18 protein-coding genes, 1 pseudogene and 1 riboswitch are annotated in these 17,036 nt (G+C 42.2%); of the genes and pseudogenes, 18 read left to right on the forward strand and 1 reads right to left on the reverse strand.

Annotated elements, in window-relative coordinates; genetic code table 11:
- Positions 1–18 precede the first annotated feature (18 nt).
- The 6 genes from JK628_RS09915 (at position 19) to JK628_RS09940 (ending at position 6,756) form a co-directional block, all read left to right on the forward strand.
- Entirely contained in the window at positions 19–1,485 is a 1,467-nt protein-coding gene (locus tag JK628_RS09915; protein ID WP_202289770.1) for a NarK family nitrate/nitrite MFS transporter, read from the forward strand.
- 15 nt (positions 1,486–1,500) lie between these two features.
- Positions 1,501–3,366: a bifunctional protein-serine/threonine kinase/phosphatase gene (locus JK628_RS09920; RefSeq protein WP_202289316.1), complete on the forward strand. Its 1,866-nt coding sequence runs from the start codon at positions 1,501–1,503 to the stop codon at positions 3,364–3,366.
- Between the two features lie 160 nt (positions 3,367–3,526).
- Positions 3,527–4,591, forward strand: a complete 1,065-nt coding sequence (locus JK628_RS09925; protein ID WP_202289317.1) for a tetratricopeptide repeat protein — start codon at positions 3,527–3,529, stop codon at positions 4,589–4,591.
- A 492-nt stretch (positions 4,592–5,083) separates the two neighbouring features.
- The gene (locus JK628_RS09930; RefSeq protein ID WP_202289318.1) at positions 5,084–5,719 is read left to right on the forward strand and encodes a response regulator transcription factor; all 636 of its coding nucleotides are present in this window, start codon (positions 5,084–5,086) and stop codon (positions 5,717–5,719) included.
- Between the two features lie 171 nt (positions 5,720–5,890).
- The gene (locus tag JK628_RS09935) at positions 5,891–6,238 is read left to right on the forward strand and encodes a hypothetical protein (protein WP_202289319.1); all 348 of its coding nucleotides are present in this window, start codon (positions 5,891–5,893) and stop codon (positions 6,236–6,238) included.
- Positions 6,239–6,282: 44 nt separating this feature from the next.
- Positions 6,283–6,756 (forward strand): hypothetical protein, encoded by a 474-nt coding sequence (locus tag JK628_RS09940; protein ID WP_202289320.1) that lies wholly within the window; start codon positions 6,283–6,285, stop codon positions 6,754–6,756.
- A gap of 121 nt (positions 6,757–6,877) precedes the next feature.
- Here the strand turns inward: JK628_RS09940 and JK628_RS09945 are convergent, their stop codons facing one another.
- On the reverse strand, positions 6,878–7,291 hold the full coding sequence (locus tag JK628_RS09945) for a helix-turn-helix domain-containing protein (RefSeq protein WP_202289321.1): 414 nt from the start codon (positions 7,289–7,291) through the stop codon (positions 6,878–6,880).
- A gap of 187 nt (positions 7,292–7,478) precedes the next feature.
- Between JK628_RS09945 and hinT the strand changes: the two genes are divergently transcribed.
- The 12 genes and pseudogenes from hinT to JK628_RS10010 all read left to right on the forward strand — a co-directional run bounded on the left by hinT (position 7,479) and on the right by JK628_RS10010 (position 17,033).
- Positions 7,479–7,835 (forward strand): purine nucleoside phosphoramidase, encoded by a 357-nt coding sequence (gene hinT, locus JK628_RS09950; protein WP_202289322.1) that lies wholly within the window; start codon positions 7,479–7,481, stop codon positions 7,833–7,835.
- Entirely contained in the window at positions 7,832–8,335 is a 504-nt protein-coding gene (locus tag JK628_RS09955) for a PaaI family thioesterase (protein ID WP_202289323.1), read from the forward strand. Before hinT ends, JK628_RS09955 begins: the two co-directional genes overlap by 4 nt.
- Positions 8,328–8,798, forward strand: a complete 471-nt coding sequence (locus JK628_RS09960) for a PaaI family thioesterase (RefSeq protein ID WP_202289324.1) — start codon at positions 8,328–8,330, stop codon at positions 8,796–8,798. The genes JK628_RS09955 and JK628_RS09960 overlap by 8 nt, the downstream gene beginning before the upstream one ends.
- Before the next feature lie 50 nt (positions 8,799–8,848).
- Positions 8,849–9,238: a YcfL family protein gene (locus JK628_RS09965; RefSeq protein ID WP_202289325.1), complete on the forward strand. Its 390-nt coding sequence runs from the start codon at positions 8,849–8,851 to the stop codon at positions 9,236–9,238.
- A 121-nt stretch (positions 9,239–9,359) separates the two neighbouring features.
- A riboswitch (TPP riboswitch) is annotated at positions 9,360–9,491 on the forward strand.
- 51 nt (positions 9,492–9,542) lie between these two features.
- The gene (locus JK628_RS09970) at positions 9,543–11,681 is read left to right on the forward strand and encodes a TonB-dependent receptor (RefSeq protein ID WP_202289326.1); all 2,139 of its coding nucleotides are present in this window, start codon (positions 9,543–9,545) and stop codon (positions 11,679–11,681) included.
- A 66-nt stretch (positions 11,682–11,747) separates the two neighbouring features.
- Positions 11,748–12,008: a hypothetical protein gene (locus tag JK628_RS09975; protein WP_202289327.1), complete on the forward strand. Its 261-nt coding sequence runs from the start codon at positions 11,748–11,750 to the stop codon at positions 12,006–12,008.
- A 184-nt stretch (positions 12,009–12,192) separates the two neighbouring features.
- Entirely contained in the window at positions 12,193–12,855 is a 663-nt protein-coding gene (gene pnuC / locus JK628_RS09980; RefSeq protein ID WP_202289328.1) for a nicotinamide riboside transporter PnuC, read from the forward strand.
- A complete protein-coding gene (locus JK628_RS09985) occupies positions 12,856–13,893 on the forward strand; it encodes a phosphotransferase (protein WP_202289329.1) in 1,038 nt (345 codons plus the stop codon).
- A gap of 239 nt (positions 13,894–14,132) precedes the next feature.
- Complete coding sequence (locus JK628_RS23455; RefSeq protein ID WP_272931657.1) at positions 14,133–14,606, forward strand: hypothetical protein; 474 nt, start codon at positions 14,133–14,135, stop codon at positions 14,604–14,606.
- Between the two features lie 316 nt (positions 14,607–14,922).
- Positions 14,923–15,051, forward strand: a pseudogene (locus JK628_RS23460) (RHS repeat-associated core domain-containing protein); the annotation flags it as partial.
- Between the two features lie 24 nt (positions 15,052–15,075).
- Positions 15,076–15,576, forward strand: coding sequence for a hypothetical protein (locus JK628_RS10005; protein ID WP_202289938.1), 501 nt, complete (start codon positions 15,076–15,078; stop codon positions 15,574–15,576).
- Between the two features lie 614 nt (positions 15,577–16,190).
- The gene (locus JK628_RS10010; protein WP_202289330.1) at positions 16,191–17,033 is read left to right on the forward strand and encodes a DUF6279 family lipoprotein; all 843 of its coding nucleotides are present in this window, start codon (positions 16,191–16,193) and stop codon (positions 17,031–17,033) included.
- The last annotated feature ends 3 nt before the right edge of the window (positions 17,034–17,036 follow it).

The following is a 17,036-nucleotide window of genomic DNA, read 5'->3' on the forward strand; positions in this document are numbered from 1 at the left end:
ATGATGGATAATAAAAGTATGAGTCAGGACCGTTTTAATCTATTTTCATTTTCTGGAAAAATGAAAGTGATGCACCTCAGTTGGATGGCATTTTTTATTACCTTCATGGTGTGGTTTAATGCGGCGCCTTTGCTCAGTGTGATTGCTGAGAGTATTGGACTAACACATTCGCAAATCAAGACACTGCTTATTCTCAATGTCGCCTTAACGATTCCTGCTCGGGTATTGATAGGGATGGTGACCGATAAGTATGGTCCAAGATTAGTCTACTCCTTGCTACTTGGTTTTTGTGCAATTCCTTGCTTTATGTTTGCCTTGGGAACCACCTTCGAGCAGCTGGCATTGGCGCGTTTTCTACTCGGGTTTATTGGCGCTGGTTTCGTCGTCGGTATTCGTATCGTAAGTGAATGGTTTCCTGCAAAGGAGCTGGGCACGGCTGAAGGCATATACGGTGGATGGGGTAATTTTGGCTCCGCGGCCGCAGCCTTCACGTTACCTGCAGTAGCGCTAGCATTTGGTGGTGATGATGGATGGCGTTATGCCATCGGCCTTACAGGACTATTGAGCTTAGGTTTTTCGTTTATCTACTACTTCAATGTGACTGACACACCCAAAGGCTCAACTTATTTTAGGCCCAAAAAAGCGGGCGCCCTTGAAGTCACCAGTAAAGGCGATTTTGCATTATTGCTTATTATGAAGCTGCCTATGTATGCCACATTAGCATTGCTGGCTTGGAAGTTGTCACCAGCGGGGGTGGCGATGTTTAGTGAACAAGTTGTCAATGGCATATACTTATTACTGGTTATCATCTTTATCATCGATGTGTATCAAACCTATCAAGTTAATAAGCAGGTCTTTACGGGCACGATCCCTCAGTTTGAACGTTATGAGTTTAAGCAAGTTGCAGTGCTTAACGTATTGTACTTTTCAACGTTTGGCTCCGAATTGGCGGTAGTTTCTATGTTGCCGCTGTATTTTGCTGAGACATTCGAGTTAGGTCTTGCGCAGGCGGGACTAGTTGCATCGTCATACGCCTTTATGAACTTGATGTCTCGTCCCGGAGGGGGCTGGCTTAGTGACCGTTTCGGTCGTAAATCAACATTATTGATCCTGACCGCAGGACTGGCGATTGGCTACTTCGGTGTCGCGCAAATTGATGGTACTTGGGCATTACCTCTAGCCATAGTTGTGGTGATGGCGTGCTCGTTTTTTGTTCAAGGTGGTGAGGGGGCTGTTTTTGCTGCTGTGCCATTGATTAAACGCCGTTTGACGGGGCAGATAGCCGGAATGACTGGGGCTTACGGTAATGTTGGTGCAGTGTTTTTTTTAACCGTTTACTCCATGGTATCGACGCAAACTTTCTTCTACGTTATTGCGATAAGTGCACTGTTTGGCTTTTTTACCGTGTTCTTGATGACGGAGCCGAAAGGGCATATGGCAGAAGTGAATGAGAAAGGTGAAGTCACTTTGATCAGCGTAAATTAACGGAGTTTACCGAGTATGGCTGAATCGGTTGCAGTTAACACTGAACTTAACAATCCAACCAAGCTTTCAACTGACGGCACATCTAATGGATACTGTTCAATAGATGACGCTATTGCGTCTTTAAAGCCGGTTAACGGGTTAGTGATTGCTGCGGGTCAGTATTCCGATAAAGGCGTTAAAACGGCTAACGAAGATGCCATTGGGATCCGTATACCGAGCGGACTTATGCTAACGACCAAAGGCGCTGTTGCAGCCATTAGTGATGGCGTGAGTACCGCAGAAAGTGGCGCCGCAGCGTCGGCGATTAGTGTGAGTAACTTTCTAGCCGATTATTACTCAACGCCGGATCTTTGGTCGGTAGAGAAGTCGAGCACTCAAGTATTAACGGCTCTTAATCGCTGGCTCTATGGTTTAGGACAAGATTATCGTGATGCGAGGCGGGGTTATGTATGTACCTTTAGCGCCTTGGTTTTTAAGTCCTGTCATCTGCATATGTTTCATGTTGGGGATTCAAGAGTGTACCGCTATCGAAACGGTACGCTTGATAAGCTTAGCCACGATCACACCAGCCTTGTGGGACAAAATCAGCAATATCTGGTTCGCGCTATGGGGCTCGATGTTAATGTGGATGTGGATTACAGAATGCTAACGGTTGCCAAAGGCGATCTGTATTTTCTCAGCACCGATGGCGTGCATGATGTTATCACCGACCTTGAGATTAGGTCGAGATTGCAGCAGCTCTGGCAACACCATGCTAATGAGGCAACGAGTAATGGCTTTTCTGACAAAGAGTGCGACGCATTTTGTACAGCAATGGTAGAGCTGGCACTGATGCGTGGTTCGCAAGATAACGCCAGTTGTCAGTTATTATATATCGAGGCACTGCCGGATAAGAATATTGATGAGGTATATCAAAGTCTATCAAACTTGCCATTTCCGCCACCGCTCAATATCGGCATGATGCTAGATGGATACAAGGTAGTCGATACATTACACCAAAGCCAAAGAAGCCAAGTCTATTTAGTCAAAAATGAACAAGATAGTCTGATGTGTATGAAAACACCTTCGGTCAATTATCTAGATGATGCAGCATACATTGAACGTTTCTTGTTAGAAAGCTGGATAGGCAGGCGTATTAATAGCCCCAATGTAGTGTCGATACTCGATCGTGACAGAGAAAAGTCTGCGCTCTATTATTTAACTGAATATCTTCCAGGTCATTCAATTAGTCAGTGGATAAAACACAATCCAAGCCCCGATGTACAACAGGTTTTAGGGCTATTAAAACAGCTAGAGGCTGGAGTTCGCGCATTTCATCGCAAAGAAACGCTGCACCAAGACCTAAAACCAGACAATTTAATCATAACCAATGATGGCAGGATGAAGATCATCGATTTTGGTTCCTGTTACATCAAGGGGATCGCTGAAATAACAACTCCTTTGCAGCGAGACAAAATATTGGGTACGGCTGAATATTCGGCGCCAGAGAGTATATTGGGCTACCAAGTGACACAAAAAGCGGATCTGTACTCGATTGCGGTTATTGCATTTGAGATGCTAACAGGACAGCTTCCCTTTGGCGGAAAGCAGCAGTACTGCAAAACAAAGCAGGATTTTTTAAAGCTGCAATATATTCCCAGTTATGAGATCAACCCGCTGGTACCCATTTGGATGGATAAAGCCCTTAAAAAGGCGCTTAGTACAGCACCTGAGCAGCGTCAAGCAGATAGCAGTGAATGGTTATTTGAGATGACACAACCGGTAAAACAGTGGCAAGAATCAGTGGTGAAAGCCCCTCTAATTGATACTCAGCCACTGCTTTTTTGGCAATGTTTAACGGTGGCTTTTGCGCTGCTGGCTTTATTACTTGTACTATTTTAATGTTGATTATTATGACGTTGTAGTTGGCTGAGACTTGATATACTGTTGAATAAATAAACATCTCAAAGGACGGAGATCGATGAAATATTTGTTGTTGACGGTATTTGTTATTATTTGTGGTTGCCAAAGTACACAAAAGCAGCTGGTTGAAGCACCGAAAATGCCAACTCTTGATTATCAAGTTGATGCTACTGCATACAAGATCCCAGAGCCCGAAGATTTGTTGACTTTGACCGCCCCGCAGATTAAAAAAATTGAGCATTTTATACAACAAAGTGACATAAGCACATTGTCAGCTAATCATCAGGTTGCAAGATTTATGGGGCAGCGCTTGGTTAACTTTAATTATGAAGGGCAGAATTACAGTGCAAGCACGGCGCTTAGACTTAATCGTGGCAATTGTATGTCGCTCGCATTATTGACTTATGGTATTGCTGAACAGCTTCAAGTAGATGTTAACTTTCAAGTTATGCACACTATGCCCATGTTGCTAGACGTCACAGATCGTTACGCTGTTACTTCTAACCATGTAAGAACATTCCTCTATGAGCCTTCTATAGGGGATGGAAATACATTTTTTTCTGCTAAAAAAAGAATATCAGTTGATTATTTTCCAGAGCGATATGATCGGGGTGGAAGAGTAATCAATAAAGATTTATTTTTCGCCATGTTTTACCGTAATTTGGCAGCTGACGCTCTTTTTGATAATGATCTACCGTTAGCTTACCTTTTGTTAAGAAGGAGCATTGACTTTAGCGATAACTATGCACCATCGATTAACATGATGGCAGTCCTGTTGAGGCGGCTAGGTTTTGACAAAGATGCAGAACGCTTGTACTTATATGGACTTGAAGTCTCTGACGATAAATTAACGCTACTGAGTAATTATCACTACTTACTTGTGCGTCAAGGCAGAACCGCTGATGCGTTAGTGGTAAAGTCACGTTTGCTCGAGTTAGATGATTCTAATCCTTATAAATGGTATATGGTGGCACAGGATTCAATAGTAGAAGGGGATTACCAAAGCGCCAAAATATTCCTGTTTAAGTTCATTGATAACACACATTATTTTCATAGAGCATACTTTGAACTCGCCAAAGTTCACACCCAGTTAGGCGAGACAGAGCAAGCAAGGAGTGCGTTGCTAAAGGCGCTTGATTATGCAGCAGAACCAGTAAGTAAAATGCGTTACCAAGCAAAACTTGCTTGGTTAAGGTCACGCTAGTTTTGTGTCGTATGGAGCAAAAGGCAAGAGTTTGCGTTTTGTAGAGTTAACATTTTTATGAGTATAAACATCTAAATTTCCTTTGCTAAGAATATTGCTTTGATTCTCTTCTTGGCGATATTTAGTAGTAAAGTGTTATCTGGCAGTTTTACTCTTCAATATTTTCATGACTATAACGCTATTTCTAACTTACTGGCAAACATGGTGTTATTAGCATTAGGATAAATTGAATGACTTCTTTCTTGTTGAGTTTGATAAAGTGATTAATCAATAAACTCGTTATTAGTTATAGTAATTATGTATAACAGCCGCGAAGTGTATTAAATGACACACTATAAGTGTGTAATCTAAGTGTCATCAGTGTCTATAAATAATAAAATTCATGAACATTAGAATTTCTCAATATTGAATTACTTTCGTTAGTTTATTATCTAAATTATGTATTACACTCATACATACAGGGAAGATTACACTGTAAACATGGAGAGTTAGATGTTTAAAGTTATGCACTGGGTTATGGTAACCCGCTCGCAAATATTAGTCGATTTGCTCAATACTCGATGGCCACAACAGTTTTTAGTCAAAATTCACAATGTAGCACCAGATAATATTATCGATAATTTTACTGAAAACAGAGTAAATTTAGTCCTTATCGATCTCTCGAGTGTCGATATTCAGAAAGCTTATCAAATTCAAAAAAAGTTAGAGAAAGAACGTAGCGGGGCCCGCGTTGTTTTTCTGCACTATCCTCAGCAGGTTGATGCAGGTTTTTTAGTACAAAGTAACATCACTGCAGGCGTATTCTATTCCGGTGTTTCATTAGACACTATCGGTACCGGTATGGACAAAATAGTTAAGGGACTAACATCGATTCCAGAAGAGTTTAATAAGCAAATCTTGCACAAAGTAGCTACGAATGAAGAGCATGATAACTTAACTATCCGAGAACGAGAGGTTCTGCAGGTACTCCGTTCTGGGAGTACCAATATAGATATTGCCAATGAACTTTTTGTTAGTGAAAGCACCATTAAAACCCACCTCTACCGTGCTTTTAGAAAGATAGGCGTATCTAGCCGCGGTCAAGCAATCGCTTGGGCGCAAATGAATATGCATGAAGTTATTCAATAAATAATAGCCAGATAGCCTCAGTAGGGATACTAGGCTAGGTAAACTTACTTCAGGCGCTACATGTAGCGCCTTTTTTGTCACTGAAAAACAATATACACGGCAGGCTATACAGTTGTGTAGTTGTTTGATATGATCGCCCTCGTTTATACTATGAAATCGAAAGAGGTGAATATGACTAAAGTTATGCTACTGGCTATGACTATTTTATCAGCGACATTTTCTGTCCAAGCGGCTACCGTCGGATGTGAAAGGGCGGGTGGTGTAAAATGCCAGAAAGTTAATAAGTCCTATAAACCGTATAAGCGGGCAAAAGTCATTGTCATACCTAAAAGTCACCATCATTATCACGCGTATCAATCGCCACTACTTTCGGCATTAGGTTTGGCGATTGTGCTAGATGCTGCTGGCAACGCGATCACAAATAAAGGCAATAAAGTGGTTGTACTGGGGGAGGGGGATGAGGTTAAAAACGTTTATGAAAAGGATGGTGTTGTTTACCTGGTTAAGGAACAAAGCTAACCCTGTGTTAGTTAATTTCTGCTGAGATAATAGAGCTTCTATAAATGAACAAAGTTGACGAGTTTAGGCAACAGCTAAAATTTCTAGATCATACCTTGGTGTTGGTTGTAGTGCTTATGTGTTTTTCTGGGTTGATGTTTATTATCAAATCGCAGGGATCAGAAACCAGTATTTTAACTATGGTGGTCACTCTTTTATTGGCATTGGCCTTGTATATTGTCAAGCTGCTTCTCGTCGGGTTAAGCCATAGCACCTTAAGCATACTGGATAACCAGCAACAAAATGCAGCTACTGAAATAAAACCTTTGAGCTTAGGTAAAGTGAGTAGTTTTGGCTTGTGTACTTTTTGTAATGAATATGAAACTAAGAATACTTTGCTTGGACGTCATGTGTGCACCGCTTGCTATCAAATATTTTTGAAAGTCAGAGAGCCGTCGCCGCCAGTGGCATTAAATGTTGAAAAATCATTTCGAAACAAGCGTTGTTTAAAGCGGGATAATACTAGCATCGAACTTTAATATTTATTGCACTGCCTATACCCAAACCGACTGAAGATGCACCTTCAAGTAAGATGGGTATATAAGCCAAATCAACAGAGGAAGTTGTGTTGTTTTGGCCATATATAAGATAACGTTACTATTACTTGTCCTGTTCTCGCTCACTGTTTAAAAACTCAAAGCCTCTTTTCCAAAATATAAATTGCTCCTCATCAGGCAGTAGCCTGACCTCTTTAAGCATATTGTTAAAGGCAGAGTCAATCATAAGCCTGTCTGATAATTTGAGGTAACGATACACTACAGGCCTTAAAACGACCGAAAAATCTCCGCTGAGATCTGAGTATCGCTTCTCCTCCAGCGCGAGAGTATTGAATACCAGTTCTCGCATGCTAAGTGCAGCGAGCAATGAATTTTTGTCACTAAAAGACTGATATTGAGCAGCGCGTGAGTAACCAGCTCTCTTGTGAACATCAGACATATTTAGCGCAATCATGCCTTTTTCCTGTATAAGCTCGGCGGCAGCATTAAGCAGTGCGGTTTCTTTAACGGTGAGCATGATATGTCCTAAAATTTTTTATTTATTAAAAATGGATACGACCCGAAAGTCAATCATAATGTGTATACAGCTGTTCAATCTGTAATCTAATCATGGTAATGACAGTGTTTGCTTGAAAAAAACGCCAATCGCCTGATGCTGTTTTTCGAGTATACTAGGCTTAACTTATTCTGATGAGGGCAATAGAATGGCCGAAGAAACCATATTCAGTAAAATTATTCGACGTGAAATTCCAGCTGAGATCTTATTTCAAGATGAGCTAGTCACCGCATTTAGAGATATCAGTGCAAAAGCGCCGACTCATATATTGATCATCCCCAATCATCTTATCCCGACTGTCAACGATATTAAGGCCTCTGATGAGAAAGCGTTGGGCAGAATGATGTCTGTTGCGGCCAAATTGGCTCAGGAAGAGGGGGTAGCTGAAGGCGGCTATCGTCTTATCATGAACTGCAATGAAGATGCAGGCCAAGAGGTGTTTCATATTCATATGCATTTAGTGGGAGGCCATGCTTTAGGGCCTATGTTGAGTAAAGCACGATGAATAAAACTGCCGATGTTTTCCCACTGACGGAAATGGCAAGTCGATTTGTTGCGCAACTTACTCAATGCCAAAGGTTAAAGTTAAAGGTGCTCGAGGGCTGTGCTAAACACGTCCTCATTGAACTGCCTTACGATACTCAACTTGTTGGTTATCCAGACACTGGTGTTATTCACGGTGGTGTCATAACGACATTAATGGATACAGCCAGTGGCTGCGCAGTGGTATGTTCTATTTTTGATAAGTATCAAGCTTTAGAGATCTCACCAACGCTTGATTTGCGTGTTGATTATATGAAACCTGCTGAACCCTTTAAGCCTGTTTATGGTTTTGCGCAGTGCTATAAGTTGTCATCAAGCGTAGCGTTTACTCGCGCTATTGCCTACCAAGATTCAATAGACGATCCCATTGCACACGCGGTTGGCTCTTTTATGCGAATTAGTCCGGAGATGGTGGGTGAAGAGTTTAGACAAGCATTGATGGGGGAGCCGCGCCATGACTAACCCTAATCCTTTAGAGTGTGATGCTGCAAAACTAGATGTAAAAAGTATTGTTCGAAAAGCAACGGAACTTAATGATTTTGGTCACTTACTCGAACATGTTCCTTACGCCAAGTTTATTGGTATGGGGGTCGAACGTTTTGGTGACGAACTGGTGTTTAAATTACCAGCAAAAGATGACAATATCGGTAACCCTGTGCTGCCGGCGCTACACGGTGGTGTCATCGCAGGCTTTATGGAAATGTCAGCCATTGTGCAGTTAATGGTGTTTATGCAAGCGACTAAAGTTCCGAAAATCGTAGATTTTTCAATTGATTACCTCAGAGCTGGCTACCATAAAGACAGCTTTGCTGAATGTAAGATAACCCGTCAAGGTCGACGAGTGGCAAATGTGAGCATTAATTGCTGGCAGACTAATCGAAAACACTTGATTGCCACGGCCAGAGCTCATTTCTTAATCGACTAATTTGGATTATCCTTGTAACAACACCGAATGATTTTATTCTAGGGAACAAAATGAAGAAATTGATTTTAGGTTTATTTACGGCGCTTATTTTAGCGGCTTGTGCACCACACACCGCCGGCCTAATGGCGGGATCCAAAGGTGAAGTACGTATTGATAATAATAGCTTTGCAAAAGAGGTCGAGGTTCAAAGTGTAATGGCACGCCCTGAAGGTGGGTTTTTACAGGGCACAGGCACGATTATCAGTAAGGTGTCGACTGACTTGCGCTTACAGTATAAATTTACTTGGTTTGATACCAGTGGCATGACTATTGATGATGAAGGCGTTAGCTGGAAGTCAGTCAAATTGCACGGTAAGCAGCAACTGCAAGTCTCCGCCGTAGCGCCTAATGTCAATGCAACGCGTTTTGAGCTATATGTAAGAAAAGCTTTCTCGAATTAAGCAGTAGAGGCTGAGATTCAGTATTTGTTATTAAAACGTCAGCAATGTTGGCGTTTTTTTATGCGTAACGTTCAGTAATAGCAAGAAGTGTGTCATCGCTTTGTAAAACTCATGTATAATCGGCCGCGCCAAGGGGTGTTAAAGTCTATAAACCGAAAGTTGGATTTTTTAGACTTTAACTGAGATGTTGAAAAACGAACCCTTTGAACCTGATCCGGCTTATACCGGCGTAGGAATGGGCCACAATTCATTTCCCGATCGCTTCTTTATGTTGCCGGATCTCAAAATTATAATTTGAGGTCCTATGTTAAATCTAAAAGTTTATTCTCCTGTTGCGGTTGCCGTCATGGCAGCGCTAGTGTCATCACCAACCTTTGCTAATACAGAATCTGAGACGCCTGTTGATGAGATGGAAGTCATGGTTGTGACGTCTGATTTTCGTGGTACATCGTTAGAAAAGATGCCATCGAGTGTCACAGTCATTGATCAACAGCAAATAGAGGATCAAGGTGCGCAGCACTTTGAAGATCTCTTAAACTCAATTGCAAACTTCAACTGGTCTGGCGGTAGCTCAAGACCTAAATACTTTCAAATTCGTGGTGTTGGCGAGCAAGAGGAGTATCAAGGCGCACCTAACTCCTCTGTCGGTTTTATTGTTGATGATATTGATTTATCAGGTTTAGGCATGGCTTCCAGCATGTACGATCTACAACAAGTTGAAGTATTACGCGGACCACAAGGCACCCGCTACGGTGCTAATGCATTAGCGGGCCTTATCTATCTTAAGAGTAACGATCCAACCGATGTGTTTGAACATGGCGCCGAGGTGTCCTTAGGTGATGATAACCTGCAGACCTTCAGCGGCTTTAGCTCCGGTCCACTGACCGATTCTGGAAACTTGCTTTATCGTGTGTCACTGCAGCAACATCAACAAGACGGCTATCGAGATAATCTCTATCTTGGCGAGAGCGACACCAATAACCGTGACGAATTTACCGGCCGCGCAAAACTGCGTTGGTACGCTACAGAAGAGCTAGAGATAGATCTGACCTTCTTATTTGCAGACTACGATAATGGTTATGATGCTTGGACATTAGATAATAACGGCTTCGATACGTTAACTGACGCCCCAGGTGTTGATAAGCAAACCACCAACGGTACCGCATTGAAGTTTACCTATACTGGTGCTGAAAACGTTGAACTAACCTCATTAACCTCGCTTGCAAATTCAAATACTCGTCATAATTATGATGGCGACTGGGCAAACCCTGACTACTGGGAAAGTCGAGATTGCGACGGCAGCCCATGTGAATATGAGTATAACTGGGACAAGAAAGGCGATAGGCAAACCATAACCCAAGAGTTTAGATTAGCTTCAACAGAATCTGGCCGTATCTTTGCCGACAGCACTGATTGGCTTGTCGGTGTGTATGCGATGGACTTACAAGAAGACAATGAGACCGTCGATACATATAACCAGCTTACTGCAGAATACGAAGCGCAAAACTATGCACTCTTTGGCCAACTGGACTCTGATTTAGGCGCTAACTATGCTTTATCGGTTGGTCTACGTGTTGAGCGCCGTGATAGCGAATACAGTGATTCCGCTGGCGATGAGTTTGAGCCTAGTGAAACTATGTGGGGCGGCCATATTGCGTTAAGCAAAGCGCTTAGCGAAAACCACGAGTCGTATATCCGTGTCGCCAGAGGCTATAAAGCGGGTGGCTTTAATATGTCACTGCCAGTAGAGCTTGCCGATAAAAAAGAGTACGACACCGAAATCCTTTATAACTATGAAGTGGGCTTAAAGTCGGTTTGGTTTGATGGCCAAGCAAGCACTAATCTGTCGGTATTCTTTATGGATAGACAAGATCAACAAGTTGCTGCGTCACAACAATCTACAGTGCCTGGCGAAGAGGGTAACTTCATTCTGTTTACCGAAAACGCGGGTAGCTCTCAAAACTACGGTGCAGAGCTAGACGGTAACTGGTATGCCACTGACAATCTCAAGCTTTACACCAGTCTAGGTTGGTTAGAAACCGAATACGGTGATTACCAGTATGAAGATAAATATGGGGGGATTGTCGATCTTTCTGGTCGCGAACTAGCCCATTCACCGAACTTTACCTTTAGTGTTGGTGCCACTTACCGTAGCGATTCTGGCTGGTTTGCAAACGTGAACGCCAGCGGCAAGAGTGACTTCTATTACTCTGACAGTAACGAATCTAAATCTGATGCTTACCAGATTTTTAATGCCAAGATTGGATACGAAGCTGAAATGTGGTCTGCATACCTGTGGGGGCGCAACCTGTTTGATGAACAATACGGCGTTCGAGGTTTCTATTTCGGCAATGAGCCTGATTTAGGCTGGGCAGATAAGCAGTATGTACGTTATGGTGATCCACGCCAATTAGGACTTACCTTAAACGTTAAGTTTATGTAAATCCTAGTTAAAAAAAGCTTATTAATTTTAATATTGTTATCAGCAATAAATGCTTGAGGTTAGAAAATGAAGTTAACTGCAGAAATTAGTTGCTACCCACTACAAGACAACTATTTAGATCCTATTAGATGGTTTATAGGTCGAGTTGATAGTTATGACAATATCCAGCGGGTGACTAACGCCATGGCAACACAGGTGTGCGGTGAATATGCTGAGGTGATGGCAATGCTGGCAACTGAGATGGAAGCGGCGCACGAGAAGTGGGGCAAGGCGGTATTTGTTGTTAAGTTTATCGGCGGTGAACTCGACTTAAGCCACAGTGAGTAAGCGACTCACTGTCTATAGTTAAAGTCACTGCGGATATCTACCGCTGTAATGACAAGTAGCCACGGAGTTGTATATCCCCATCCTACCTGAAGATGCAGGGATCAGTGGGATGGGTATAGATACTTTGTGGCTATTTGCTTTTAACTTCAGATGATTATTAGCGTCAATAAAGAGATTGAGTTTTATGGCAGATTTGTGGTTACCTTTGATGGATAGTATTACTTCAGCGTTTGGAGAGGCACAAGCCTTAACAGCCTGGGAAGCGGTTGCAGTATTGCTGGCGCTAGCCTATTTGATATTAGCAATGAAAGGGAGTGTATGGTGCTGGCCTGCAGCATTAGCCAGCACAGCGATCTATACGGTGTTGTTTTGGAATGTGTCGTTACTGATGGAGTCGGTGCTTAACGTTTACTATATGGCGATGGCCGTGTATGGCTATTGGTTGTGGACCAAAGGTGGCAATGCCCATGATGGCGTTAACATAGTCTCATGGCGACTGTCGACTCATCTTAAGTTGATTGCGGCCACTACATTATTGGCGTTAATTATTGGCTATTTTATGGCGACACAGACTCAAGCTTCATTTCCCTACTTGGACGCCGCAACGACCTGCTTTGCAGTGATGACGACCTTTTTGGTTGCTAAAAAAGTGTTGGAAAACTGGATTTATTGGTTTGTGATCGATGCTGTTTCGATTTACTTATATGTCAGTAAGGGCCTGATGTTAACTTCTGTGTTGTTTGTACTCTATGTGGTCATGGTGGTGTTTGGCTACTTTATGTGGCGCGATAAAATGAAAGCACAGCAGTCAAATGACAGCATAACAGTCGTGGCTGGAGCGGTTTAAGTGAGTGACTCACTTAAACAACAGTTAGCTGGCTATTTAACCCAGTCAGGCTTGAGTAGAGTGAGTGTTATCGCCCCATTGACCCAAGGGCTAAGCAATCAAAACTACTATGTACGCGGCTTACATGGGAGTAAGGCTGAAGAGTCGGAATGGGTGCTCAGGGTTAACAGCTGGGCGAGTTCTCAGATCTGTGATCGAAATAGTGAGGTAGATGCTTGGCGCTCTGCAAGTGATGCTAGCCTCGCGCCAAAGATGGTCTATGTCAGTGCCGATAAGCAATTTTATTTAAGTGAATTTATCGCTCAAGAGAATGACCGTAGTTGGAATGAGCTTATTAGTGCCAATGGCGCTCATCCAATGACCAACACCCAAGAGTATTGGCCAGGAGCTGAGCAACAGCTATTGCAATTACTCAATGGCTTAAAGCAGCTACCCGCCCCTAAAAATGTAATCGGGGTGGAGAAGCAGTGGCAGATCTATAACGCACGTTTGAGCCAAATGCAGCAGAAGCTACTGAGTCAACCAAGCGCTAGTCATCCAAGTATTACGCCTTGGTTACAGCTGTTTGATAGCCTTTTCGCCCAAACTGGCGCAATAGCGGTAATGCTCGACTCCCTCGATAAGTGCTTAGTCAATTTGCAGTTTAGCCATCGAGACCTAAACCCCTATAACATTTTAGTCGTACAAGATAAGCTCAACTGTATTGATTTTGAATACGCTTGTAGCTCGCATCCTTTGTGCGATCTCGCATCAATCATTGCCAGCCATTCGTTGTCTTCAAAACAGCGACATTGGTTGATAGAAAACTATATACAGCAGCAAAGTAATTTGAACCAGCACGCAGTTCATGCGGTGCCTGCCGCCGTCGATCTCTACTGGGTCTTTGCCGTGTGTTGGGCACTACAAATGGCGTTTGATAATATTGTGCTAACAGGCAACTCTGACAACCGCAGCCAACAGCTTTCCTCTGCTGAGCAGGCAAGTAACTACCTCGATTGCGCTAGCCAATACCTGCAGCTGATTGCCAGCTGTTCATAATATAGAGACGTTACGCTAAAAGCGCTTCCGGCGAACAATATTTTGTTACGCTAGCAACATACCGATATGCAGGGCACACCAATCAGTCGCTCGGTCTATGAGCCTTTTGATAAACGCCTAGAAGGTGAAAAAGAGGGCATAGGCTACACCGTTCATCTGCAAGATGCGGTTCTTAGTTAACGTATATGTAGGCACGATACTATGATCCACTCATAGGTCGTTTTTATTCGAGTGATCCAATTGGTGTACGTGATATTCATAGCTTTAATCGTTATGCTTACGCCAATAATAATCCTTATAAGTATGTCGATCCGAACGGTGAGTCTAATGTTTTGGCGTTTACGCCATCGAGAAATCACAATACTCCCCCGCAAGCTGTAGAAGTTGGTAAATCTTCTGGGCATTTTCTCAAGAACTATAGAGCAATGCGTAAGGCTAATACTATCGGAGCGGATAAATACTTTCATTGTAAAGCTAATTGTGAAGCATCATTTGAGGGAGAGCTTGGTGAACTTACTGCTGAAGTCATTAGTGATGTCCGTGAATGGACTGATCAGAATATAAAGGGTGATTCTGAATCGGCAAGTGAAGAGGACCAAAAGGCAAATAAACAAGGAAGAGAGGCGGGAAAAGAAATGCGTGAGTCCAATGAACCTCAACAGTGCCCCGTAGCCTGTGGTTCACAAAGACCAGAAGCACTTGATGAAGAATAGGATATGAAGATGAAAACAATTATAACTGTACTAATATTTTTGGTGCTGTTCATCGCCCTAGCTTTATATATACGCGCTGAACTAAAGATTGATTCCTGTTTAGATAACGGTGGCATGTGGGATTATCAGAATGAAATTTGCAAATTCACTGAGTAATTTGTTGGGATAAGATTAATTTTACTGAATCTAAGGCCTCGCTCCTTGCGGGGCTTTTTACTGTCCGAATACTACCAAATTCACACAGAAGAACTATAGTCATAACAGACTGTAATTATTATAAAAATATCGTTAATAATTAGAGTCGTACTCTGTACTAATGTATATGCAGGCACGATACTATGATCCACTCATAGGTCGTTTTTATTCGAATGATCCTGTTGGGTTCAAAGGTATACATAGCTTTAACAGATATGCATATGCGAATAACAATCCGTATAAGTATGTTGACCCTGACGGTAGAGAAGTAAAAGTGCAATGGCACGAAGTGACTATTGGTGCCTATAATTCTGGGAAAAATCATTCACTTATAACTATTACTCCGAACAATCCTTCTCATTTCAATAATACTGGCCGCATTAGCTCTATTGGTCGGTTAACAAATTCGCAAGGACAAAAATATGGAACAATGGGGGCCGGCCCAAGCTCTGGTGTCGTTGTTGGTAATGGCAATTTGGTTAGTGACTACAATAGAGAATATGATGCCCCTGAACATAGTGGGGGTATACAAGTAAACTTACCCGAAGGAATGTCAGAAGAGCAATTTGTAGATAAAATGATAGGGTTAGATGGTAATTATCAAGACAATGCTGACTATTCATTCGACCCTAATGGAACTAGTACATTTAACTCAAATTCTTATGTGTCTGGTCTGTTGCAAGCTGCGGGGGTGGATACAAGTAAAATGAATGTACCTAATGCTCCCGGCTTTGATAAACCATTACCTAAAGAAACTTTTGAGGAGAATAAATAATGTGGCACTTGATTGTCCGAAATGTGTTTTTGGCTTTTACTCTGTTGAGTTTTATTTTATATGCGCTAATAAGCCTTTTCGATCTTCAATATGATGATGGGAACTTCGGTAGTATCATGTTTTTTATCGGTATTACCACAGGCTTTATAGGGCAGATTGTTAGTAATCTGATGGATATACTCTCGATTAATAGGGATGGTTTTTTCGTCCACTTTTTTATAACTATCGCAATCGCAATATTGTTGGATCGAATTAAAAACGCCGTTTTTGACAAAATTAAGAAAAATTAATTAGGTAAGAGAAACAATTTAATGTCAGCTAAATGTATTCATTTTTGAATCCAAAACCTCGCACTTGCGGGGCTTTATGGTGAGGTCTAGATTAGCGGTCTTTTGTTTCTACACCTGCCGAAACGCTTTGGAATAGTCTGCCAGTTTACTTTGGATCTCATGCTGACTTTGTTCGGAATGCCTGCCGCAAGTGATTGGATTTTGCAATTAGGGGCTGTGGTGATTTAGCCAGTCTTAAGCAGCCATTTATTGACACTTTGTAACCGTTCATACGATTGCCGATATTCTGTGCTAGGTTGGTATTAACAGTCGGGGCGTATTTATATGAGAAAAGTGATTTTATGGAGTTTGTTATCGATTACTTTATTAGGGTGCTCAACCAAAGTGGGTTACTACTTTTTGGATTGGGCTATCGAATGGGAACTCGAAGAGTACGTTAGCTTAGATGATAAGCAGGACAAACAATTTGAAGTCGCATTAAATACCTTTCTAGCTTGGCACCGAGCACAAGAGTTACCCCGTTATAAAGATCAATTAGTCCAACTCGCGGCTGAAATTGGCAATCAAGATTTCACTACGCAATCTTGGAATGACCATGTGCGTTCAGCCAAATCTCATTGGGTTAGGGTATTTGATTTTATTGAACCATCGCTGACCCCGTTAATTAGCTCCTTCTCGGATGAACAGGTAGAGCAGGTCATTGCTCAACTTAGAGTCGAAGAAAAAGAGCTTAACAAAAAGTACCTTGGTAAGAGTCAGCAGCAATTAATTGAAATGGCTGACGAGCGTATTGAAAAACGAGTTAAAAAGTGGATTGGTAAGCTGTTACTCTCCCAAAAAACGGCAATACACAACTACAATGTTGCCCGTGGTGACAGCTTAGATATGTGGCTTGAATACCGCCATGATTGGATCCGTTTATTCTCACAGACATTAAAAAATAGGCAAAACAAAATCGCACTCTCTCATAGCTTAACCTTGCTAATGACCCAGCCAGAAACGCTAAAATCAACAGCCTACCAAGCAATATTGGATGACAACACCACCAGGTATGGTGAGCTGCTGATCCAGCTAAATCGATTAGCATCGACAAAACAAAAACAGCGCTTTGCAAAAAAGTTGAATACACTCATTAAAGATCTTACTGAAATGAGTGAGGAGATCTAGATC

The organism is Shewanella sp. KX20019 (assembly GCF_016757755.1).
Classification (GTDB): domain Bacteria; phylum Pseudomonadota; class Gammaproteobacteria; order Enterobacterales; family Shewanellaceae; genus Shewanella.